Raw genomic sequence first — 23398 nt, 5'->3', positions numbered from 1 at the left:
TTTACTTACAGGAATAGGATTGAGATGTATTCCTATCTATACCCTAGAGCGACTTTATGCAATTACATGAATTGGTAAACACCATTGGCCAAGACCTGCAGCGACGTTATGGAGAAAAGGTCCATAAGTTGACGCTGCATGGCGGATTTAGTTGTCCTAACAGAGATGGCACCATAGGCCGAGGTGGATGTACATTTTGCAATGTATCGTCTTTTGTTGACGAAGAAACTCAAGTTAAAAGCATTGTCGACCAGCTAACGGATAGAGCGGGTGAGATAAAGCGCGCTCGTAAATATTTAGCGTACTTTCAAGCTTATACCAGTACCTATGCGGAAGTTCAGGTGCTAAAAAATATGTACGAAGAAGCGCTTAAAGCGGCGGATATTGTGGGGCTATGCGTAGGAACGCGCCCTGACTGCGTTCCTGATGCTGTTCTCGACTTATTAGCAGGGTATGTCGAACAAGGGTATGAGATTTGGTTGGAGCTTGGTTTACAAACTGCGAACAATGCGACGCTTAAAAGGATAAATCGAGGTCATGACTTTGAATGCTATGCCGAGATCACTCAAAGGGCACGTGATTTGGGCATCAAAGTATGTACACACTTGATTGTTGGCCTGCCTAAAGAAAGTAGAGAAGACAATTTACGCACCTTAGAAAAAGTATTAGAGGTGGGAACTGACGGCATTAAGCTGCACGGCCTACATATAGTGGAAGGCAGTACGATGGCCAAGGCTTGGAAGGCTGGTCGACTAGAAGCCCCTACACTCGATGGTTATGTATCCATAGCGAGTGAGCTTATTCGCCGAACTCCTGCCGACATTGTTTATCATCGAGTTTCTTCAGCAGCTCGTCGGCCAACATTACTCGCGCCATTATGGTGTGAAAATCGTTGGTTGGCGATGACAGAGATAGGGCGGGCATTGGATCGTGATGGTGCTCAAGGCTCTCTTATAAAACAGACATTTATCTACTCTAAACCGCTAATAAAAGCGGATTAGCAGGCGAGAACCTGATATCTTTCGTAACCTTAAGTTATCAATAGATGATCAGGAATACCGGAGCAATGGAACAGTGGATGACTTGGCTATGGGATAGCACCTATGGTCATGGTTTAGACTTTTTGGTGATCTTTGCCAGCATTGCTTGCGTTGTTCTGGTCTACTCTCGTTACGTTAAACATATAGAAACGTTGGTGAAAGATATGCCTGCTGCAATTATGGTGGTGGGTGCCCAAAAAGGGGAGCTGATTCTTTCCAACCGAGCTGCGATGCAACTGCTAGGTGTACGACGTATCGGGCATAACTACTTATACCCAACCAGTATTGATGCCAATTTCATGCTTGGCCAATTACAGCCATTCTCTTCTCGACATTTTCATTCTCTTTTAGTTAACTGGCCAGTTTCAAGCCAACAGCATGTTGCGATTGACTTTACTGGGCGTAAGGTGCTGTTTCGCGGTCAATCGGCTTGGGTTATTTCGGCCATTCCACATTTTCAAACTAGTGAAGAAGTCCAAGAAGAAATTAATAGTTTGTCTGTCGCGAAAAGTGCGTTGGATTCTCTTTCTGAACACATTTACATAAAAGATAACCAGGGTAAGCTTATTCAAACCAATACCGCTTTTCAGCGCTTTTGGGCCAATCGAGAAGAAGAAGGCAGTGCTTCGATTGAAGGAGTACTGAAAGGTCGTGCAAGTAAACGTTTTTGGACTTCTTCTCCGGATGGACGTGGCTGCTTGCTAGAAACCTATCAAAGTATCCTGATGTCCCCCGAAGGAGAGAAGTTAGGGTACTTAGGTATTAGCCACGATGTGACCGATTGGCACAATATTCAAAAGAGCTTGCGTGATGAGATGGAGCGACGAAAAGATACTGAAGTCGCATTAGCGCAGAGAGATACCATTCTGCAGAACATCTTAGAGTCGAGTCCAGACTGCATCGGCATTTTTGATGAAAACATGGTGTACCAAGCCTGTAACCAACCATTTGTGACTGCTTTAGGTATCTCCGATGTGAATGACTTGATTGGTCATCGCTTGCAGGACGTGATTCCGGATGAGGCGTATGCGAGATTTTCTGGCTCTGACTACAAAGTGCTGTATGAAGGGAAATCGACTCGTCATCTGGATAAAAGCATCAGTTCGAGTGGAGAATACATTTGGTTTGATGTGGTAAAGTCGCCGTTCCGCGATCCTGCCTCTGGTACCAATGGTGTGCTTATCATGGCGCGAGATGTATCAGAGCGTTACTTAGCAGAGAAAAAACTAGCAGAAGCCAACCAAGAGCTTGAGCGATTGAGTTTCGTTGATAGCTTGACCAAAGTATCGAACCGAAGACATTTCGATTCTCAACTAGAAACGCTGTGGCATCTTCATGTTCGTGAGCAACAACCCATTGCCATTATGATGTGTGATATTGACTTCTTTAAAGGTTACAACGACCACTACGGTCACCAAAAAGGGGATGAAGCACTGGTCAAAGTGGCGGAAGTATTTAAACAAGTACTCAGCCGTTCTTCAGACTGTGTCGCACGCTATGGCGGTGAGGAATTCGGTTTCTTACTACCGAATACCACTTCGGAAGGGGCGCAGAAGATTGCTGCTGATATTCATCGTCATATTGAGCAAGCAGCTATCACCCATGAGCTTTCTTCTGTTTCGACTTACATTACGGTAAGTATTGGATTGGCCTCCTATTTGCCAACTCACAATCATACCCCTGATCAAATGATTGCTTTTGCCGACAGCGCGCTTTACCAAGCGAAGAAAAACGGGCGAAACCAAACATGTGTGCACGCGAATTCAGACTAAAAATCGTTAACGAAGAAGGTATTAAAACGCTTGTCCTGTGATGGGTTTAGCTTACCTAGAATGTTTAAAACGGGTAAACTGAACCTCTAGCTTTCGCATGGAGCGTTTAATGAAACCAATCAAAAACCTCGCGCAGTACTATGTCGATCTTCTGGTGAAGTTGGGCATCTTACGTTTTTCTATTCTCCTTGCTCTCGCACTGGTTGCGCTTGCCGTTGTTGTACAGGTCGGCATAACACTTGCGCTCAGTGGTCATGTAGATGATATCGATATCGTCCGTTCAGTGTTTTTCGGCCTGTTGATTACCCCTTGGGCTGTGTATTTTCTTTCTGTTGTAGTCGATCAGTTAGAAGAGTCTCGTCAGCGATTATCTAAGCTCGTCTCTAAACTCAAAGATATGCGCTCTCGAGACCAAGAACTGAACCATAAACTTCAGCAAAATATCGCAAAGCAGAACCAAGAGATTGAAGAGCGGATCAAAGCCGAAGAAGCGAGGGAAGAAGCGATGAAAGATCTCGAGAATGAGGTGTTTCAGCGCGAGAAAGCTCAAGTGGAGCTAGCTGAGCGAACGGCATTACTACGCTCATTTATTGATGCCTCGCCAGATCTTATCTACTACCGAAATGCGGAAGGGGTCTTCTCTGGTTGTAACCGAGCAATGGAAGAGCTGACAGGTAAACGAGAAAACCAATTGGTTGGTTTAACTCCATGGGAAGTGTATAGCAAAGAAGTTGCTCAGCAGATTGTCGATACTGACCAGAAAGTCTTCTCTGATAACCAAGCACTAACCTACGAACAGTGGCTAGAATACCCAGATGGACGTAAGAACTATTTTGAACTGCGCAAAGTGCCGTTTTACAGCAAAGAAGGGCGTCACTTAGGACTCGTCGGCTTTGGCCGTGATATTACTGAGCGTAAGCGTCATGAAGAGTCTTTAGAGAAAGCCAGTCGCGACAAAACCACATTTATTTCTACTATCAGCCATGAATTGAGAACACCGCTCAACGGCATTGTCGGCTTAAGTCGAATGCTCCTGGATAGTCAGTTAAATTCAGAGCAGCGTAAGCATATGCAAACTATCAATGTCAGCGCCATTACCCTAGGCAATATCTTTAACGACATTATCGATATGGACAAATTTGATCGCCGTAAACTCGAGCTACTGCCGACCCCGCTGCATTTTGAAGATTTTGTCGCTGAAATTGAGAGTATTTCTGCTCTGATGGCTGAGCAAAAAGGGCTTAGGTTCGACCTTGAACGTTTGACCGACTTTCCGGCTGCGATTCAAGTCGATGGTACTCGACTGCGCCAAGTGCTTTGGAACTTGATAAGCAACGCGATGAAGTTTACCAAAGAGGGTAGCGTTGTGATGACGGTTAGCGCTGATGTTGAAGATGACATGGCAACCATCATCTTTGAAGTAGAAGATACTGGGATAGGTATTCCTGATAGCGAATTAGAGAAAATATTCGCGATGTATTACCAAGTGAAATCAGGTAAAGACAACCTGCATGCTGTAGGTACCGGGATTGGTTTAGCGGTTTCTCGTCAGCTAATCAACATGATGGATGGTGACATTACAGTCGCAAGCGAAGAAGGTTTTGGTAGCACGTTTACGGTATCCATCCATGTTCCTTTGGCCGAAGAGCAAGTGTTAGCGAAACAAGAGCAGATTCTTGAGCAGCCAAGCTTATCCATCTTCATGTTAGAAGACATTGAACTGAATGTGACGGTCGCCCGTTCATTACTTGAAAGTTTAGGTCATAAAGTTACTGTTGCGATGAGTGGAGAAGAAGCTCTTGAGCGTTTCGTGCCAACGGAGTTTGATCTAGCTTTACTCGACATTCAACTACCCGATATGACAGGCTTTGATGTTGCACAAGAGCTTCGCATAAGACATAAAGAGTTACCACCTTTGGTGGCGTTGACTGCTAATGTTCTGAAGAATAAATCTGAGTATATTGAACAGGGTATGGATGATGCGCTGAGCAAGCCTCTCTCTGTAGTGGCAATTCAGGAAGTGATCAGCAAGTACTGCAATATGGATACCCAGCCAAGTAAGCCAGAGGTGGTGACAAAAGTGGATGAACAAGTGAGTGAGCTGTATCAGCAGTTGCTCGATATTGACATGTTAGAGTCCTATGTCGGTATCGTGGGGACGAAGCCTGTTCTGGATAGTATTGAAATGTTTGAGCAAATGATGCCGGAGTATATTGAAATTTTAGACTCGAACATGATGGCAAAAGATCAAGCTGGTATTGTGTCTGAAGCGCACAAAATTAAAGGAGCTGCAGGCTCTATCGGCTTGAAGCACATTCAGAAAGTAGCCCAAAAAGCCCAATCACCAGATATGCCGGCATGGTGGGAAAATATCGCAGATTGGGTAGAAGAAATTAAAAATGAGTATCAGCATGATATTCGAATTCTAAAAGATTGGTTAGGACAAAGGTAAACTATGAAAAAATTACTCGTAACCTCGTTAGCAGTGGCAGCGCTTGCGGGCTGTAATTCGACCAGTGTGAACTGGGAACAAGGTAACCAAGCCGTAGTCGCTGAGTCAAATGTTGCACTGAAAAGCAACCTTTGGATCGATAAGATGCCAAGTATTGGTGAGGTGCGCGATCAGAATGTCCACGGTGCACTTTACCTTGAATCAGAGCAACCGCTTCCAGCAGAATTGGTTGTGGAGAGTGTTTCAATCAAACAAGGCGAAGAAGTTTGGCTAATTGATTCCGATAGCCTTGATTTAAGAACTCACAATGAAAGTCAGTGGGAAGTAGCGTTTACATGGCAGCTAGAACTCGACTCAGAGCAACCTGTCGATATCGCGGTTCAGATTGATACTAATGGTGTGAAGAACTGGCTGGTGGAGAAAAAGGTTAAAGTCGACACTGTGTATTAGTCGATTGATGGCCAGCATAGAAAAAAGGCTTGCTCAATGAGCAAGCCTTTTATTTTAAGAACTTGATTACTCTTCTAAATCACCGCAGAAACGGTAACCTTCACCGTGTATAGTAGCGATGATTTCTGGTGTACCAGATACCGATTCGAAGTGTTTACGAATACGACGAATAGTTACGTCTACGGTACGGTCATGTGGCTTAAGCTCACGGCCAGTCATCTTCTTCAGCAGATCCGCACGTGTTTGAATCTTGCCAGGGTTCTCACAGAAGTGAAGCAGAGCACGGAATTCTGAGCGAGGCAGTTTGTATCCGTCGCCACCTGGGCTTACCAAAGAACGGCTGTTGATGTCTAACACCCAACCATTGAATTCATATTTTTCTACGCTACGTTTCTCTTCATGAGTCGCGCTAGCGTTCATTGAACGGCTTAACAGGTTGCGTGCACGGATAGTCAATTCACGTGGGTTAAATGGTTTGGTGATGTAATCATCCGCACCGATTTCTAGACCCAAGATTTTGTCTACTTCGTTGTCACGGCCTGTTAGGAACATAAGTGCTACGTTGGCTTGCTCACGCAATTCTCGAGCTAAAAGAAGTCCATTCTTACCAGGAAGGTTAATGTCCATGATCACCAAGTTAACTTGGTTGTCGGACAGCACATGGTGCATCTCTTCACCGTCACTAGCCTCAAAAACAGCGTATCCCTCTGCTTCAAAAATACTCTTTAGAGTGTTACGAGTTACTTGCTCATCTTCTACGATAAGAATCTGCGGGGTTTGCATTGGCGGTACCTAAACTTGTGAAAAAATTGTGCTAATAGAATAAATTCTAGGCAAAAAAATAGCATACAGGTAATTTGATGTTGATATTAAACCAAAGTTTTCAAAAAAACACTGACTTCAGTTACCCGCCGTCCATGGTGCCACACTTAGTGGAGATAGTTCCTGACCTCAACAGCCACTCTACTAGTCTATGGGGCGAATTCTATAATGTTAACAGCATGCTAACAACGACAGAATGTTAATTCCATTCACTTTATTGATTTATATCAAGAGTTCAAATGTAACAAATATTAATAGTAATGCGTAGATGTAATATGTTGGTTTTATATGATGATTGATGCTTACCTGTGGGAAGCGTATAGCGATTGTTACTTCAGATTCAGTAATCACTGCACAGAGCCGTGCTTTGCGATTGTTACTGCCTGGAACCCTGCAAGTAAGTTAATGCCTTATCAATATAATTTTGTTAAAAATCAACACTTACAGCAATCGCTCAATTGTTATTCATGGACTAAGGTGTTGGTAGGAGATCAGCAGTTTAGTTGGAGTGAAGAGAGCTTTGCTGTCGCGATTTCACGCCAAAAGGCGGTAGCGTTAGGTAAGCAGTACCAACAAAACGCCGTGTACTATGTAGAACATGGAGAGCTGTTTTTATTGTCGTGTCTTAAGGATAAGACGGTAAAGCACTTAGGCAAGTTAGTGGAGCGGTGCGTTTAAGGAATTTATGAAAATCATGGAGGAAAAATGAAAGATATAACACCTGATATTTGCGATAAGTTTGAAGATGAGGTCACACTCATTAACTTACCTTTACAAAACTTTGGCATGCGCAGTGCATTTTGGGGCGAGATTGTCACCGTTCGCTGCTATCACGATAACTCGAAAGTTCGTGAAATGTTAAGTACCAATGGTAAGGGAAAAGTTCTAGTTGTCGATGGTCATGGCTCTTGTCAGAAAGCCCTAATGGGTGATCAAGTTGCACTGATGGCGATAAAAAATAACTGGGAAGGCGTCGTTATCTACGGAGCTGTTCGTGATGTGGCTGCGATGTCTGAGATGGATTTAGGTATCAAAGCACTAGGCAGTAGCCCTTTTAAAACAGAGAAACGAGGAGCTGGAGATGTGAATGTCACTTTGACCATTCATAATGAAATGATTCAACCTGGTGACTATATCTACGCTGATTGGAATGGCGTTTTGATGTCTAAAGAACTACTTGATTGGAGTTAATAGGTAGTCGAAAAATTTGGAACGTTTAAAAGCGAAAACCCAATCCAAATTCAACGCCTTGCTGCCACTCTTGATAATCAAGGGTGGCATGCAAATCTAAATTTTCAGTCAGTTTCAATCGGCTTGATACTTCGGCTGAAATTTTGTCGGTACGTTCTTCTTCGATAACAGTACTGTAGGAATGAAGGGTACTTTTCACCGAGATTCTTTCAGTGACTTGGTAGTTTACACCACTCAAAAAGCCACTTTCACCTTCACGAGCATTGTCAATGCGTGTACCGACATAAAGATCGATCTTATCGAATACGTTATATGCGTAGCCGCTGTCTATTTTCCATGTATCAAAGCCAGAGGAATCTTTCTCGGTCGAGACAAACAGTTTGTGCGGTGAAGAAGCTTGATGCTGAGGTAGTACTGGTAGATCAGCTGCATTAACTAACGGGCAGGCAACAAGAAGTGATAGATAGAATATTCCCTTCATAAACCACTCCTTAGTCCATTTTTTATTATTAGTTTTTATATACAGCAAGAATAAGTAAAGCATAAAACTCAGTGAAGTGTATTAAGTTTTATATAGCGTTTGGTTATTTAGTTATGCTACTTAGCTTCTTATCATTAAAACGCTTTGAAACATCTGTCAATACCATCAGATTTTAAGTAATTTAGTTAAAAAAATAAACTTTTCATTGACTATCACGCGATAAATGCGGTAAACGTATGGTTAAGCAAACACAAGGTTTATAGATAATCGAAAATGCATAGCAACCTAGTAATGACCACAACCATTATTATTACCGACATCGCAATTGTTGGGGCAGGCTGCTAAGCGAAAGAAATTCAAAAAAAAGGCCTGTATCCAACAAGATACAGGCCTTTTTTTATACCAATTTGACCACTTTGGAGAGGAAGGGATGCGAGTATTAAAGTTTGGAGGCTCATCATTGGCAGATGCGGACCGTTTTTTAAGAGCGGCGGACATCATTGCTAATAATGCACAGCAAGAAGAGGTGGCAGTTGTTCTATCTGCACCAGGTAAAACAACAAACAAGCTAGTAGCAGTTATTGAAGGTGCGCTACGCAATGGTGAAGCAGAGCTGCAAATAGCAGAATTAGAGGCTTCATTTAAATCACTTTTTGCAGAGATAAAAGCAGTATTACCAAACATTGATGGCGCAGGTTATGACAACCAAGTCCGCACATCTTTGTCTCAACTGCGTCAGTTCGTGCACGGTATCAACTTGCTTGGTATGTGCCCGAATAACGTTAACGCACGCATCATCAGTAAAGGTGAGCGAGTATCTATTCAATTGATGAAAGCGGTGCTAGAGGCAAAAGGGCAACCAGCAAGCTTAATCGATCCTGTTCAATATCTTTACGCTCAAGGTGATCACCTTGAAGCTATGGTTGACGTAGAAGTCTCTACACAAAACTTTAAACAGAACCCACTTCCTCAAGGACATGTCAACATCATGCCTGGTTTTACCGCGGGTAATGATAAAGGCGAGCTAGTCACTCTTGGCCGTAATGGCTCGGACTATTCAGCAGCGGTGCTAGCAGCGTGTCTACGTGCAGACTGCTGTGAAATCTGGACTGATGTAGACGGCGTATACAACTGTGACCCTAGATTGGTTGATGATGCGCGTTTATTGAAGTCTTTAAGCTACCAAGAAGCGATGGAGCTGTCCTACTTTGGTGCTTCTGTTCTTCACCCGAAAACTATCGCTCCTATTGCGCAGTTCCATATCCCTTGTTTGATCAAAAACAGCTTCAATCCACAGGGTGCTGGCACCTTGATTGGCCAAGATACAGGTGAAGATAACCTAGCGATCAAAGGCATTACCACCCTAAATGACCTAACAATGGTTAACGTATCAGGTCCTGGTATGAAGGGCATGGTAGGTATGGCTAGCCGCGTATTCGGTGCGATGTCTTCAGCAGGTGTCTCTATTGTCCTGATCACTCAATCTTCTTCTGAGTACAGCATCAGCTTCTGTATTGAAGCGGCAGACAAAGTACAAGCAGAAAAAGTGTTAGCCGATGCATTTGAACTTGAATTGAAAGATGGCTTACTTGAGCCTGTTGAGTTCATCGATGATGTGTCGATTGTGACGCTAGTGGGTGATGGCATGCGCACTTCTCGTGGTGTCGCGTCGCAATTCTTTGCCTCGTTGGCTGAAGTGAACGTTAACATCGTAGCGATTGCACAAGGCTCGTCTGAGCGTGCGATTTCAGCCGTTATCCCTGAAGATAAAATATCTGAAGCGATCAAAGCGTGTCATGAGAACCTATTTAACTCTAAACACTTCTTAGATGTATTTGTTGTCGGTGTTGGTGGGGTTGGCGGTGAATTGGTTGATCAAATCCAGCGTCAGCAAGGTAAGCTGGCTGAAAAAGGCATCGTGATCCGCGTTTGTGGGTTGGCTAACAGCAAAGGCTTACTGCTAGACAGCCAAGGTTTGCCACTGGAACACTGGCGCGATCGTATGAACGATGCGACAGAAGAGTTTAGCCTTGCACGACTTATCTCATTGGTTCAGCGTAACCATATCATCAACCCAGTATTGGTCGACTGTACTTCAAGCGAATCTATTGCAAACCAATATGCGGATTTCCTAGCGGCTGGCTTCCACGTTGTAACGCCAAACAAAAAAGCGAATACAGCAAGCATGTCTTACTACCATCAGTTGCGAGAAGTCGCGCGTAGCTCACGTCGTAAATTGATGTATGAAACAACCGTTGGTGCGGGCCTTCCAGTTATCGAAAACTTACAGAACCTGATTTCTGCAGGTGATGAACTTGAGAAGTTCAACGGCATTCTTTCTGGGTCTCTGTCTTATATCTTCGGCAAACTTGATGAAGGTATGACGCTTAGCCAAGCAACAAATATTGCCAAAGATAATGGCTTTACTGAGCCAGATCCTCGTGACGACCTTTCAGGCATGGATGTGGCGCGTAAGCTACTTATTCTTGCTCGTGAAGCTGGTATGAACTTGGAACTGGAAGACGTTGAAGTAGATCAAGCACTACCACCAGGTTTTGATGATTCAGGCAGCGTAGAAGAGTTTATGGCTCGCCTTCCTGAAGCCGATGCATACTTCACTGAACTGTCTGCAAAAGCGGCAGAAGAAGGTAAAGTACTGCGTTATGTTGGTGAAATCCTAGAAGGTAAGTGTAAGGTGAGCATTGCTGCGGTTGATGAGAACGATCCAATGTTCAAGATTAAAGATGGTGAAAACGCGCTGGCATTCTACAGCCGTTACTATCAACCAATCCCTCTTGTACTGCGCGGTTATGGTGCGGGTACAGAAGTAACAGCAGCAGGTGTGTTCTCTGATGTGATGCGTACCCTTGGCTGGAAGTTGGGAGTGTAATCGTATGAGTAGTGGTATGGATGTAGTTGTTTACGCCCCAGCGTCTATCGGAAACGTCAGCGTAGGTTTCGATGTGTTGGGGGCGGCAGTGTCCCCAATCGACGGTACCTTGCTAGGTGACCGAGTGCTAGTTAAGGCAGGGAGTGAACCTTTTTCACTTAAAACTGCGGGCAGTTTTGTAGATAAACTGCCGAGTAATGCCAAAGAGAACATTGTCTATGATTGTTGGACTGTCTTCGCTCGTGAACTCGATAAAAAAGGTGTGCCGTTACTTCCTATAGAGATGACGCTAGAAAAGAACATGCCGATTGGTTCGGGTTTAGGTTCGAGTGCATGTTCAATTGTCGCGGCACTTGATGCTTTGAACCGTTTCCACGGTCAGCCATTAGATGAAATGGAGCTGCTTGCTCTTATGGGAGAGATGGAGGGTAAAATCTCCGGCGGTATCCATTATGATAACGTTGCTCCGTGCTACTTGGGTGGCGTTCAACTTATGCTCGAAGAGCTTGGGATCATTAGCCAAGAAGTCCCATGCTTTGATGATTGGTACTGGGTGATGGCTTATCCGGGGATTAAAGTCTCAACAGCGGAAGCTCGCGAGATCTTGCCTTCTCAATATCGTCGCCAAGATGTGATTGCTCATGGCCGTCATTTAGCTGGTTTTATTCACGCTTGTCACTCAGGACAACCTGAGTTAGCGGCAAAGATGATCAAAGACGTGATCGCAGAACCGTATCGTGAGAAACTGCTCCCTGGGTTTGCAGACGCGCGTAAATATGCGCTGTCGGCTGGTGCGCTCGCGACTGGTATTTCCGGAAGTGGCCCAACCCTATTTAGCATTTGCAAAGATAAAGATGTCGCTGAGCGTGTTGCTCGCTGGCTAGAACAAAATTACGTACAAAATGAAGAAGGATTCGTTCACGTTTGTCGTCTAGACAAACAAGGTTCGACCGTTACAGGAAGTTCACTATGAAGCTCTACAACATCAAAGAAAATGATGAACAAGTCTCCTTTGGCCAAGCTGTTCGCCAAGGGCTAGGCCGCAACCAAGGTCTATTTTTCCCAGCAGAATTACCTAAGTTTGATGATGTTGATGCATTGTTAGCAGAAGACTTTGTTACTCGTAGTAGCAAGATTCTTTCTGCGCTGATCGGTGATGAACTTTCAGCAGATAAAGTGAACTCAATGGTGGATGCGGCGTTTCAGTTCCCAGCACCAATCAAATCCGTTAAAGATGGCGTTTACGCATTAGAGCTATTTCACGGCCCAACGTTAGCGTTCAAAGATTTTGGTGGACGTTTTATGGCTCAGTCAATGGCTGCAGTTTCAGACGGTGGCAAAATCACTATCCTGACGGCAACATCTGGTGATACTGGCGCGGCGGTAGCTCATGCATTTTATGGTATGGAAGATATCAACGTTGTTATTCTATACCCGAAAGGTAAGATTAGCCCGCTTCAAGAAAAGCTATTCTGTACACTAGGGAAGAATATCCATACTGTTGCGATTGATGGTGATTTCGACGCTTGTCAGGCTTTGGTTAAGCAAGCGTTTGATGATGCAGCACTGCGTGAAGAGATTGGTCTTAACTCAGCAAACTCTATCAATATCAGCCGTCTTATGGCTCAGATCTGTTACTACTTCGAAGCCGCTTCTCAAATGAGTAAGCAAGAGCGCGAAAACTTAGTGGTTTCAGTACCAAGTGGTAACTTTGGTAACCTAACTGCAGGTCTTCTTGCTAAAGCACTTGGCTTGCCGATCAAGCGCTTCATTGCTGCAACTAACGAGAATGATACGGTGCCACGTTACCTAGAAACGGGTAAGTGGGAACCTAAGCCAACAGTTGCCACGACATCGAATGCAATGGACGTGAGTCAACCGAACAACTGGCCTCGTATCGAAGAGCTTTGCCAACTGAAAGGTTGGGGCCTAGATACATTGGGTAAAGGTAAAGTATCTGACGAGCAGAGTGCAGAATCAGTACGCGATCTAAAAGCACAAGGTTACCTATGTGAGCCACATGGTGCGATTGCTTACCGCCTACTAGACGAACAGCTACAAGACGGTGAAACAGGTTTATTCTTGTGTACGGCACACCCTGCTAAGTTCAAAGAAGTGGTTGATGACATCCTAGGTTCAGATATCGACCTGCCTGGCCCTCTAGCGAAACATGCGGCGATGGAATTGTTGTCTGAAGATCTTGCTAACGATTTCAATGCGTTAAAAGAAGTACTACGCCGCGTTCAGTAACCGGTTGCTGATGCTGCAAAAAGGTGAATGACTTGTCATTCACCTTTTTTATTAGCTAGAGCAATCTCAAAGAGTATTCCTGATATGAAATTCTTGATTTTTTTAGGATCTGTGCGCGAAAGCTCACCTCCAAAACCTGTACGCTTAGGCTTGAGAGTCAGTAAAGCGTGTATGGCATTAATGCAGTTGTATTACCCACAGCATGAGGTCGAGCTTATTGATCCATTGGATTACGAGCTAGGTCCGGTGTTCAAGCCGGAATTTTCTTATTCAAGAAGCCATACCCCCAAGGATTTAAAGAACTTAGCCGATAAAATAGCTCAAGCCGATGGCTATATTATGGTGAGTCCGGAATATAACCACTCGATGAGCCCTGCGCTTGCCAACCTTCTTAATCATTTTGGTAGTTCACTGTTTTCTTACAAACCGAGTGCGATCGTGACTTATTCGGCTGGGCAGTGGGGCGGAGCAAGAGCAGCGGTTGGAATGAGAACATTCCTTTCTGAGTTAGGTTGCTTGCCTGTGTCTGCGATGATTCATTTACCCAGGGCTCAAGAGGTATTTGATGAAGAAGGTGTAGTAATCGAGCCTAGTGAACAGAAGCAATGGGACGAATATCTTGCAAGGACGATGGCGCAATTAATTTGGTGGGCAGAAGGAGCGAAATCGCAAAGAGAGGGCGTCGACCCAACTTCGATTATCAAAGTATTTCGTCGGGACCCTTCGCAGCGAAATGCCCCTTAAGTAGCCGTCAGATACAAAAAAGCTTGGCTGTTTTGCCAAGCTTTTGTCTTCAAGAGTACTGAATCGAGATTATAGTGACTCAGTGAACGTACGAGCGATTACGTCGCGTTGTTGCTCTTGAGTTAGAGAGTTGAAACGTACAGCGTAGCCTGAAACACGGATAGTTAGCTGAGGGTATTTCTCTGGGTTTGCTACGGCATCTTCAAGTGTTTCACGTTTAAGAACGTTCACATTTAGGTGTTGACCACCTTCGATGCGTGGTGCTGTCTCAATAGCGACTTCACGACTTTCGTACTCACCAAGATCGTTGATTGCTACTACTTGGTCAGCTTCGTAGCCGTTTGAAGCTGCAACACAACGTGCTTCATTCTTCTCGCTGTCTAGTAGCCAGATTGAATTTAGTAGGTCGTCGTTTGCTGCTTTAGTAATTTGAATACCTTGGATCATCACTTTCTCCTAGTCCACTAACGTGGTGGTTATTGGTGTTAACTTTCGAATTCTGTTGAGCTACGTATTATATAGCTAATATCCACTATTTTAATATTGATTTAAGTCAAAAAACAACCAAAAACCATAATTTAATAGTGGTGATTTTGTTGATTGATATCAATAAAGCTTTTAAAAATATGGGTATAACAATTATTTTTAATGTTTAAAAATAAGTTTAATGAGTGTTTTGTTGTAAATTTACTACATTTTAAGGCGTATAATCCGTTCGCCTAACGGTTTTAGTGGCCTGAGTGGTACCATTTTGAAAGAGCAACATGACAAAAATGACAAGTGTAAAAATGTGTAATAAAGAAAAATATATCGGTGCGCATGTATCAGCGGCAGGTGGTGTTGACCAAGCTCCTCTCAGAGCAAAAGAAATTGGAGCCAATGCATTTGCTCTGTTTACCAAAAACCAGCGCCAATGGGCTGCCAAGCCGTTAACCTCCAAAACTATCGCTGCTTTTAAAAAGAACTGCCAGGCGCTCGGGTTTCAACCTGAGCAAATTCTTCCTCACGACTCTTACTTGATCAACTTAGGGGCGCCGGAAGAAGAAAAGTTAGCGAAATCACGCGCCGCCTTTATTGACGAGATGGAGCGCTGCCATCAGCTTGGTTTAACATTACTGAATTTTCATCCTGGGAGTCATTTAAAGAAGATTTCTGAGAAAGAGTGTTTAGCTAGGATCGCGGAATCGATCAATTTAGCCCATCAAGCCGTTCCAGAAGTCGTTGCTGTTATTGAAAACACCGCAGGGCAAGGCACCAACCTAGGGTGGCGATTTGAACATCTAGCAGAAATTATTTCTCAAGTTGAGGACAAGACTCGGGTTGGAGTCTGCATTGATACTTGCCACACCTTTGCCGCTGGCTATGACTTGCGTACTAAAGAAGCATGCGCAGAGACGTTTCGAGCGTTCGATGAAATTGTCGGCATGCACTACTTAAGAGCAATGCATCTTAATGATTCAAAAACAGAATTCTCAGCTAGAGTGGATCGTCATCACTCGCTTGGTGAAGGAGAAATCGGTTGGCCTTGTTTTGAATACATTGCCTCAGATCCAAGGTTCAATACTATCCCTCTGATTTTAGAGACAATTAACCCAGATATATGGCCAGAAGAAATTAATGCGCTGCGAGAATTTCACACAAATTCAGTGGTTTAATCAGTTAAATACAATTGTTGGCACTGATTTTTCATAAGTAGAGTTGAACATAGCTGTATCAATTATGCTGGAAGGAGGGTGCCACTATGTCAGTCATTCATTCTGTACCATCAACTTATGTTGCTCATGTACCACGTTTACCTGTACCTAATCGCCATATCACTGGACAAGGACATTACCGTACGCCACAACGCCATTCTTAATTACTTATTTATCCGACCTGATAGAGCCGCATTGGCGGCTCTATTTATATTTGGCGGTTTTAGCTATTCAACGTTATCCCTTTTGTGGAACCTGTGTCATTAATGTTTGTCCTGCACCTTGCTGCCGTTTGAGTATAGAATAGCGTTCACAGCGGGACGCAAGAGAGTTAAGTAGTGACTCTTGCTTGAATAACACAGAGGTAGGAAATGGGCGTAAACTTGACTTGGCATGACGTAATTGGTGTAGAGAAACAGCAAGATTATTTTCAGCAGACACTGGCTTTTGTTGAGAATGAGCGTCAAATGGGTAAACAGATCTACCCACCTAGCCAAGATGTATTTAATGCTTTTCGTCATACCGAGTTTAATGATGTGAAAGTAGTCATCTTAGGCCAAGACCCATACCACGGCCCCGATCAGGCACATGGCCTGTGCTTCTCAGTATTGCCAGGTGTGAAAACCCCGCCATCTTTAGTCAATATGTATAAAGAGCTCGCGCAAGATATTCCGGGCTTCCAGATTCCAAACCATGGCTTCTTACAGACTTGGGCGCAGCAGGGGGTGTTACTGCTCAATACAGTGCTCACCGTTGAGCAAGGTAAAGCACATTCTCATTCGAAAACCGGATGGGAGACTTTCACCGATAAAGTGATTGAAGCGATTAACCAGCAGCAGCAAGGAGTCGTTTTTCTGCTTTGGGGAGCTCACGCCCAGAAGAAAGGACGTTTCATTGATCGCACTAAACATCATGTATTAGCAGCCCCACATCCATCGCCTTTATCGGCTCACCGTGGCTTCTTCGGTTGCAAGCATTTCTCTCAAACCAATGAATTGTTAAAGCAGCAACAAAAACAGCCAATTAACTGGAATCTGCCAGCACAAGTATCTATCTAATTTGCCGCTTTGGTGAATATTTAGTCGATCTTTGAACAAGCTCAAGACGTCCTTAGATTTCTTTGAATAAACTTACAAAAAGTAAGTGTTAAGGAGGGCGTTATGATGATTGAAAGGATAAGACGCGAACATGGGTATATGGTTCGCTTATTGGCGATACTGCGCGGCAAAGTGGCTATGCTGAGAAATGAGCAAAGTATTAACTACAGTTTGGTGCGAGAGGTGGTCGACTATTTGGCTAACCACTCAGAACGAGTCCACCATCCTAAAGAAGATATCCTCTATGGATACTTTATAGAGAAGTATGGTCAGCAGTTTGAGATCAGCAATTTAGAGCATGAACATGTGGAGTTGTCGAAAAAGACCCACGCCTTTCTAGACACTGTCGATATGATTTTAAGTGATGCGGTAATCCCACAAGATATTTTTATTGGACAGTTAGAAGAGTTTGTATTGAGTCAAAAGCGCCATCTCGAGACAGAGGAACAATCGGTGCTGCCGCTCATCAATAAAACATTTACCACGCAGGACTGGCAAGAAGTAGAGTCGCGCTGGAGTGTGTCGGAAGATGATCCTGTCTTTGGCGAAACGATCGCTGACCGATATCAGCAGCTTGCACAGCGAGTGAAGCAAGCTGATAGCGAATATGTATAGTGTAGAAACGAATAAAGGCGCCATTGGCGCCTTTATTTCTAAATATCTAAGTCTTCAACTTTTAAGCAGACATCCATCTCTAGGAGTTCTTTCTGCAGACGCTGGCGATCCTTAATCGCTTCTATTTCGCGCCATTTACGTTTCACAGGTTTTGAGCGAGTTGCTTTACCACGTGGAAAATCCATTTCCATTACATCGTCTAATTGCATGCCTTCCATAAGCCACCTCTGTTTTTATTAGTTTTACCCTGATGGGAATAATTTAAATATCACATTACCTTGAAGCCTATCTTTGATTTGTTTCTCATTTGTTTCGTTTCGATGAAGGTTTTATGCGGATTTTGAACCAATACTCACAAAAACCTGACAATTGATGGTTAATTATTGTTCAAACGAGTTGAGGCAAACGATTAAATTAATTTTTTTGCTTGTTAAAGACATGTATGAAGTCGCGCTCACAGGTAATGCTGAATATTTGAACGATGAGGTCATGACCTAGATTTGAGATTTTCGATTAATAATCAAATTGTACGAATGACTCGAAACCTTATTTCGTCAGGCTTGCTGGAAGGTTTATAAATTGCGAATTGTTAAAAGTTATTACGTGCTGAAATGTTATTGATTTGGTGCTTGTTTGTGCTTTATTTGTGTATTTGATGTTTGTTATTGTGTTAATTAAAGGTGTATTTATAGTGAAAAATAACATTAATAAGTGTGTTGTTGAGTATTGATTTTTACGATTTCAAGCTGCATTATCCCGCCGTCAAAAATTTTGCTGATTGGAACTGGCGTGTAAAAGCACGCTTTTCCGCTGAAATAGGCTCGATAAAATCAAAAACACCATGACCATGCTTGCAAGGAAGTTAACGAGCGGCATGCCTACTTCAGAGCTAAGCTCTTAGCTTAGAACAGCACATACACCTATTGAGAGGTTCTTGTGACAGACATAATTAATTTAATGAACGATCTACTTTGGGGATCGATTCTGGTTTATCTACTGGTCGGTGTCGGCGTGTATTTCACTGTGCGACTTGGCTTCATTCAATTCCGTCACTTTGGCCACATGTTCAAAGTGTTAAAGAACAGTCGTAAAGCAGACAGCGCTGGTATTTCTTCTTTCCAAGCTCTTTGTACCAGTCTAGCGGCGCGTGTCGGCACAGGTAATATGGCTGGCGTCGCGGTAGCATTAACGGCGGGTGGCCCTGGCGCAATCTTCTGGATGTGGTTAATTGCAATGCTGGGCATGGCAACATCGTTTGCCGAGAGCACGCTAGCACAGCTATATAAAACCAAAGACGATGATGGTAACTATCGTGGTGGCCCTGCTTATTACATGGAGAAGGGCCTAGGTATGCGTTGGATGGGGGTTCTATTCTCTGTCTTTCTTATCATCGCATTCGGTTTGGTCTTTAACGCGGTTCAAGCTAACTCTATCGCGGGTGCAATGAACAATGCCTTTGGTTGGGATCAAACTTACGTTGGCGTTGCGGTTGTTCTACTTTCGTCAGTGGTTATTTTCGGTGGCATCAAGCGTATCGCTAAAGTAGCGGAGCTGATTGTTCCTGCAATGGCGTTAGCCTACCTAGTATTGGCGCTGTTTGTGATGTTCATGAACATCGAGAAACTGCCAGCGGTACTGACTTTGATCTTTAAGAGTGCATTTGGTTTGCAAGAAGCGGCTGCGGGTGGCCTAGGTTACGCAATTGCTCAAGCGATGATCAACGGTATCAAACGCGGCCTATTCTCGAACGAAGCGGGTATGGGTTCTGCGCCAAATGCTGCGGCATCAGCGACTCCGTACCCACCGCACCCAGCGTCACAAGGTTATGTTCAGATGCTAGGTGTATTTATGGATACGATTGTTATCTGTTCTGCGACTGTGGCCATCATTTTGATGTCTGGCGAATATGTACCTCACGGTGAAGTGACTGGTATCGAGTTGACCCAAACTGCACTCAGCTCACAAGTGGGCAGCTGGGGTGGTATCTTTGTTGCGGTAGCGATCTTCTTCTTCGCGTTTACTTCAATCATTGCCAACTACTCTTACGCGGAAACAAACCTTATCTTCTTAGAGCATAACCACAAAGCTGGTCTAGGACTGTTCCGTATTATTGTACTTGGCATGGTGATGTTTGGTGCAGTGGCGTCTCTGCCAGTTGTTTGGTCGCTCGCTGACGTTTCAATGGGCTTAATGGCGATTGTTAACTTAGTGGCTATCTTATTACTGTCTGGTATTGTGATTAAGCTTGCTAAAGACTACAACAAGCAATTGAAAGCGGGCAAAGTACCAACTTTCAACGCAGACGATTTCCCAGAGTTGAAGTCACAATTAGAAGACGGTATCTGGGACAATAGCGAGAAAAAATAATTGCTGTTAGCGCCATCGTTATAAACGATTAGAGTTATAGAGAAAGCCATGCAGACATAGCATGGCTTTTTTTGTAATCTATACCCATAAAATTGCCAATAAATAGAATTAGTAGAGTAACCGTCATGCTTATCGTTGTTTCACCAGCCAAGACTTTAGATTATGAATCGCCTCTCGCTACAGAGCGCTACACTCAACCAGACTTGGTCGAGCATTCAGCTGAGCTTATTGAAGAGTGTCGTAAGCTAACGCCTGCAGATGTTTCCGCATTAATGAAGGTGAGCGATAAGATCGCAGGTCTTAATGTTGCTCGCTTCGAACAATGGAGCGAAGAGTTCACAACGGATAATGCACGCCAAGCAATTCTGGCTTTTAAAGGTGACGTATACACGGGGTTAGAAGCAGAAAGCTTATCTGAAGAAGATTTCGATTACGCGCAAAAGCACTTGCGTATGTTGTCTGGTCTATATGGATTGCTAAAGCCTCTCGATTTGATGCAGCCGTACCGCTTAGAAATGGGCACTAAGTTGGCCAACGCACGTGGCACCAACTTGTATCAGTTTTGGGGCAATGTAATTACCGATAAGCTGAATGAAGCTTTGAATGAGCAGGGGGACAATGTGCTTATCAACCTTGCTTCGAATGAGTACTTTAAAGCGGTTAAGCCGAAGAACTTAGATGGCCAAGTGATTACGCCAGTATTCAAAGACTGCAAAAATGGTCAATACAAAGTGATCAGCTTTTATGCGAAAAAAGCGCGCGGTATGATGGCTCGCTACATTATTGAGAATCGTGTTGATTCGATTGAGGCGCTGACTCAGTTTAATACTGCTGGTTATTATTTTGTTGAAGAAGAGTCTTCAGCTAAAGAGCTCGTTTTCAAGCGCGAAGAGCAAAACTAAACGACCTAACGCTCGCCCCTTTATTCAACGCTAGAATAGTAAAGGGGCGTTCATCTTTTATGATATAGCGAGGCAGTGAGATTGCGATGTTGACTTGGTTTAAACGTTTGATAGCAAAATATGACGCGTGGTGTGAGTCGATGGGATTAACGCCTGAAAATAAGCGCAGCTGCGTGCCATACAGGAAAGAGCCTTCTCGTGACGAGCGAAAGTAATACCTCGTTTCCGCTGTTTGATACCCATTGCCACCTAGATTTCCCCCAGTTCTCTGAAGACTTTGCAGGGCAGTTACAGAAAGCTACAGCAAAGGGAGTACAACGTTTTCTCATTCCTTCTATCGGCGAGCAGAACTGGCATCAGATTGATGCTCTAAGTGCTCAATATCCTTCTATTTACTATTCTGCTGGTTTCCATCCCTACTTTCTTACGCAAGAACAGCCCGCCGTTGATACTAGACTTGAAGACTTTTTAGCTACTCGAAGAGCAGGAAAGTGCGTAGCGATTGGTGAAACAGGCTTAGACTTTGCCATTCAAGTTGATAAGCAGGTGCAGCAGCATTACTTGCAGCTGCAATTGCAACTGGCGCAACAGCTCAAGATGCCCGTTATCCTGCATAGTCGCAAATCTCATAATGAACTCACCCGAACACTAAAGCAGCATAAGTTTCAACAAGGCGGTGTCTTACATGGGTTTTCGGGCAGTTACGAACAAGCAATGCAGTTTGTTGACTTAGGGTTTCATATTGGTGTCGGAGGAACGATAACTTACCCAAGAGCTCAAAAGACACGCAGTGCTATTGCTCGCTTGCCACTTAGTTCTTTAGTGCTAGAAACCGATGCGCCTGATATGCCATTGAATGGCTATCAAGGACAGCCAAATCATCCCAAACAGTTAGTAAATGTCTTAGAAACGCTCTGCTTGTTGAAAGAAGAATCAATGCAAACGATTGCTTGTGCGGCTTGGAAAAATAGCAACCTGCTATTCGGTATTTGTGAATAAATTCGAAAGAAAATGTTCTTTCAATGTTTGTGGGTAGTGTGAATGGTGATTTGGCTCACATAAATAAGTGAGCGTGCAATGAATCTTATTAGAAAGTGTGAGGGTAGCATTACTTTATCATTCAAGGGATGAGTATAATCACCCCGCTTTTGAGTACCAATTTTTGTAACACGCCAATAAATAACTAATAAGGAAGTCATAAACTATGAGCCTGTTTATGAGCCTAGTCGGTATGGCAGTTCTGCTAGGAATCGCAGTACTACTGTCTGACAACCGCAAAGCTATTAATCTAAGAACAGTGGGTGGCGCTTTTGCTATTCAATTTTTAATCGGTGGTTTCGTTCTTTACGTACCATGGGGTCGTGACCTTCTTGCAGGTTTCTCTGCAGGTGTACAAAGCGTTATCGACTTTGGTAAAGACGGTACTGGTTTCCTTTTCGGAAGCCTAGTTAACTTCTCTGTTGACGGTATCGGCTTCATCTTTGCTTTCCAAGTACTACCAACTCTAATCTTCTTCTCTGCGCTAATCTCTGTACTTTACTACATTGGTGTTATGCAATGGGTTATCAAGATTCTTGGTGGTGGCCTACAGAAAGCACTAGGTACTTCTCGTGCGGAATCAATGTCTGCAGCTGCGAACATCTTCGTAGGTCAAACTGAAGCACCTCTAGTGGTTCGTCCGTTTGTACCTAAAATGACTCAATCTGAGCTATTCGCAGTAATGTGTGGTGGTCTTGCGTCTGTAGCTGGTGGTGTACTTGCTGGTTACGCATCTATGGGTGTACCTCTTGAGTACCTTGTAGCAGCATCATTCATGGCAGCACCAGGTGGTCTACTATTCGCTAAGATCATCAAACCAGAAACTGACCAGCCTGACGAAGAGATAGGCGGCGACATCGACGGTGGCGAAGATAAGCCAGCGAACGTAATCGACGCAGCAGCAGGCGGTGCATCTGTTGGTCTACAACTAGCACTTAACGTTGGTGCAATGCTACTAGCATTCATCGGTCTAATCGCTCTTATCAACGGTATCCTAGGTGGTGTTGGCGGTTGGTTCGGTATGGAGAACCTAACTCTAGAACTTCTACTAGGTTGGTTGTTCGCACCACTAGCATTCCTAATCGGTGTTCCATGGGCTGAAGCAACGTTTGCTGGTTCATTCATCGGTCAAAAACTGGTTGTTAACGAATTCGTTGCATACCTAAACTTCGTACCTTTCGTTGGTGAAAACGCTCAAGTTATTCCAGCAACTGGTGCAGTAATGTCTGAGAAGACTCAAGCAATCATCGCATTCGCTCTATGTGGTTTCGCAAACCTTTCTTCTATTGCGATTCTACTAGGTGGTCTAGGTGGTCTAGCTCCAAACCGTCGTTCTGATATCGCTCGTATGGGTGTGAAAGCGGTGTGTGCTGGTACGCTATCTAACCTAATGGCGGCGACAATCGCTGGCTTCTTCCTATCTTTCTAATTAAGTAAGCGAAAGATTATATAGACGCCGTTTTATAAAGCCCCGTAGTTGCACAGTTTACTGTGTACTACGGGGCTTTTTTGTTTTTCTTTCGTCGTCATTTGCCCGCTAACGGCATTAACTGCGAACAAATGATTAGAAAGAAGCGTGCCCAATTAGCTGTT

22 protein-coding genes and 1 other annotated feature are annotated in these 23398 nt (G+C 43.9%); of the genes, 18 read left to right on the top strand and 4 right to left on the bottom strand.

The window, feature by feature from the left end; translation table 11 throughout:
- Positions 1-56: 56 nt before the first annotated feature.
- The 4 genes from ACXABW_RS12330 (at position 57) to ACXABW_RS12315 (ending at position 5714) form a co-directional block, all read left to right on the top strand.
- The gene (locus ACXABW_RS12330) at positions 57-1001 is read left to right on the top strand and encodes a TIGR01212 family radical SAM protein (protein ID WP_457522951.1); all 945 of its coding nucleotides are present in this window, start codon (positions 57-59) and stop codon (positions 999-1001) included.
- A gap of 65 nt (positions 1002-1066) precedes the next feature.
- A complete protein-coding gene (locus tag ACXABW_RS12325; protein WP_457522949.1) occupies positions 1067-2812 on the top strand; it encodes a diguanylate cyclase domain-containing protein in 1746 nt (581 codons plus the stop codon).
- Positions 2813-2921: 109 nt separating this feature from the next.
- Positions 2922-5264, top strand: a complete 2343-nt coding sequence (gene arcB, locus ACXABW_RS12320; RefSeq protein ID WP_457522947.1) for an aerobic respiration two-component sensor histidine kinase ArcB — start codon at positions 2922-2924, stop codon at positions 5262-5264.
- A 3-nt stretch (positions 5265-5267) separates the two neighbouring features.
- Positions 5268-5714 (top strand): membrane lipoprotein lipid attachment site-containing protein, encoded by a 447-nt coding sequence (locus tag ACXABW_RS12315; protein WP_265686044.1) that lies wholly within the window; start codon positions 5268-5270, stop codon positions 5712-5714.
- Between the two features lie 66 nt (positions 5715-5780).
- Here ACXABW_RS12315 and arcA read toward each other — a convergent pair whose 3' ends face one another.
- Entirely contained in the window at positions 5781-6497 is a 717-nt protein-coding gene (gene arcA, locus ACXABW_RS12310; RefSeq protein WP_252028096.1) for a two-component system response regulator ArcA, read from the bottom strand.
- Positions 6498-6824: 327 nt separating this feature from the next.
- On the opposite strand from arcA, the gene ACXABW_RS12305 reads away from it, so the two are divergent.
- Together ACXABW_RS12305 and ACXABW_RS12300 are read left to right on the top strand one after the other, a co-directional pair.
- Positions 6825-7214 carry a DUF3293 domain-containing protein gene (locus ACXABW_RS12305; RefSeq protein WP_313905593.1) on the top strand — a complete coding sequence of 130 codons (390 nt, stop codon included), beginning with the start codon at positions 6825-6827 and terminating at the stop codon, positions 7212-7214.
- Between the two features lie 27 nt (positions 7215-7241).
- On the top strand, positions 7242-7727 hold the full coding sequence (locus ACXABW_RS12300; RefSeq protein ID WP_265686042.1) for a putative 4-hydroxy-4-methyl-2-oxoglutarate aldolase: 486 nt from the start codon (positions 7242-7244) through the stop codon (positions 7725-7727).
- 25 nt (positions 7728-7752) lie between these two features.
- On the opposite strand, the gene ACXABW_RS12295 is transcribed toward ACXABW_RS12300, so the two are convergent.
- Positions 7753-8208, bottom strand: coding sequence for a hypothetical protein (locus ACXABW_RS12295; protein ID WP_252028091.1), 456 nt, complete (start codon positions 8206-8208; stop codon positions 7753-7755).
- A gap of 280 nt (positions 8209-8488) precedes the next feature.
- Positions 8489-8608: a sequence feature (Thr leader region), on the top strand.
- Between the two features lie 30 nt (positions 8609-8638).
- Here ACXABW_RS12295 and thrA point away from each other — a divergent pair.
- The 4 genes from thrA (at position 8639) to ACXABW_RS12275 (ending at position 14092) form a co-directional block, all read left to right on the top strand.
- On the top strand, positions 8639-11098 hold the full coding sequence (gene thrA, locus ACXABW_RS12290) for a bifunctional aspartate kinase/homoserine dehydrogenase I (protein WP_265686041.1): 2460 nt from the start codon (positions 8639-8641) through the stop codon (positions 11096-11098).
- Between the two features lie 16 nt (positions 11099-11114).
- Positions 11115-12071, top strand: a complete 957-nt coding sequence (thrB, locus tag ACXABW_RS12285; RefSeq protein ID WP_457525023.1) for a homoserine kinase — start codon at positions 11115-11117, stop codon at positions 12069-12071.
- Positions 12068-13348 (top strand): threonine synthase, encoded by a 1281-nt coding sequence (gene thrC, locus ACXABW_RS12280; protein ID WP_457522943.1) that lies wholly within the window; start codon positions 12068-12070, stop codon positions 13346-13348. Before thrB ends, thrC begins: the two co-directional genes overlap by 4 nt.
- 84 nt (positions 13349-13432) lie before the next feature.
- The gene (locus ACXABW_RS12275; protein ID WP_457522941.1) at positions 13433-14092 is read left to right on the top strand and encodes an NADPH-dependent FMN reductase; all 660 of its coding nucleotides are present in this window, start codon (positions 13433-13435) and stop codon (positions 14090-14092) included.
- A 69-nt stretch (positions 14093-14161) separates the two neighbouring features.
- Here ACXABW_RS12275 and grcA read toward each other — a convergent pair whose 3' ends face one another.
- Positions 14162-14539: an autonomous glycyl radical cofactor GrcA gene (gene grcA, locus ACXABW_RS12270; protein ID WP_252028083.1), complete on the bottom strand. Its 378-nt coding sequence runs from the start codon at positions 14537-14539 to the stop codon at positions 14162-14164.
- 317 nt (positions 14540-14856) lie between these two features.
- Here grcA and nfo point away from each other — a divergent pair, with 317 nt between their 5' ends.
- The 3 genes from nfo (at position 14857) to ACXABW_RS12255 (ending at position 17498) form a co-directional block, all read left to right on the top strand.
- The gene (gene nfo / locus ACXABW_RS12265; protein ID WP_457522939.1) at positions 14857-15747 is read left to right on the top strand and encodes a deoxyribonuclease IV; all 891 of its coding nucleotides are present in this window, start codon (positions 14857-14859) and stop codon (positions 15745-15747) included.
- A 410-nt stretch (positions 15748-16157) separates the two neighbouring features.
- Positions 16158-16844 (top strand): uracil-DNA glycosylase, encoded by a 687-nt coding sequence (gene ung / locus ACXABW_RS12260; RefSeq protein WP_252028081.1) that lies wholly within the window; start codon positions 16158-16160, stop codon positions 16842-16844.
- 102 nt (positions 16845-16946) lie between these two features.
- On the top strand, positions 16947-17498 hold the full coding sequence (locus tag ACXABW_RS12255; protein WP_457522936.1) for a hemerythrin domain-containing protein: 552 nt from the start codon (positions 16947-16949) through the stop codon (positions 17496-17498).
- 38 nt (positions 17499-17536) lie between these two features.
- Here ACXABW_RS12255 and ACXABW_RS12250 read toward each other — a convergent pair whose 3' ends face one another.
- On the bottom strand, positions 17537-17716 hold the full coding sequence (locus ACXABW_RS12250; RefSeq protein WP_252028078.1) for a DUF3545 family protein: 180 nt from the start codon (positions 17714-17716) through the stop codon (positions 17537-17539).
- A gap of 718 nt (positions 17717-18434) precedes the next feature.
- On the opposite strand from ACXABW_RS12250, the gene ACXABW_RS12245 reads away from it, so the two are divergent.
- The 5 genes from ACXABW_RS12245 to ACXABW_RS12225 all read left to right on the top strand — a co-directional run bounded on the left by ACXABW_RS12245 (position 18435) and on the right by ACXABW_RS12225 (position 23234).
- Positions 18435-19865 (top strand): alanine/glycine:cation symporter family protein, encoded by a 1431-nt coding sequence (locus ACXABW_RS12245; protein WP_252028076.1) that lies wholly within the window; start codon positions 18435-18437, stop codon positions 19863-19865.
- A 125-nt stretch (positions 19866-19990) separates the two neighbouring features.
- A complete protein-coding gene (gene yaaA / locus ACXABW_RS12240) occupies positions 19991-20767 on the top strand; it encodes a peroxide stress protein YaaA (protein WP_457522935.1) in 777 nt (258 codons plus the stop codon).
- Positions 20768-20853: 86 nt separating this feature from the next.
- Entirely contained in the window at positions 20854-20982 is a 129-nt protein-coding gene (locus ACXABW_RS12235) for a DUF5363 family protein (protein ID WP_252028073.1), read from the top strand.
- Positions 20966-21766: a TatD family hydrolase gene (locus ACXABW_RS12230; RefSeq protein WP_457522934.1), complete on the top strand. Its 801-nt coding sequence runs from the start codon at positions 20966-20968 to the stop codon at positions 21764-21766. Before ACXABW_RS12235 ends, ACXABW_RS12230 begins: the two co-directional genes overlap by 17 nt.
- A gap of 205 nt (positions 21767-21971) precedes the next feature.
- A complete protein-coding gene (locus tag ACXABW_RS12225; RefSeq protein WP_457522932.1) occupies positions 21972-23234 on the top strand; it encodes a NupC/NupG family nucleoside CNT transporter in 1263 nt (420 codons plus the stop codon).
- Positions 23235-23398: the final 164 nt, after the last annotated feature.

Source organism: Vibrio paucivorans, assembly GCF_054053395.1.
Note: the sequence above shows the minus strand (reverse complement) of the source record. Positions and strands in the feature narration are given on the sequence as shown.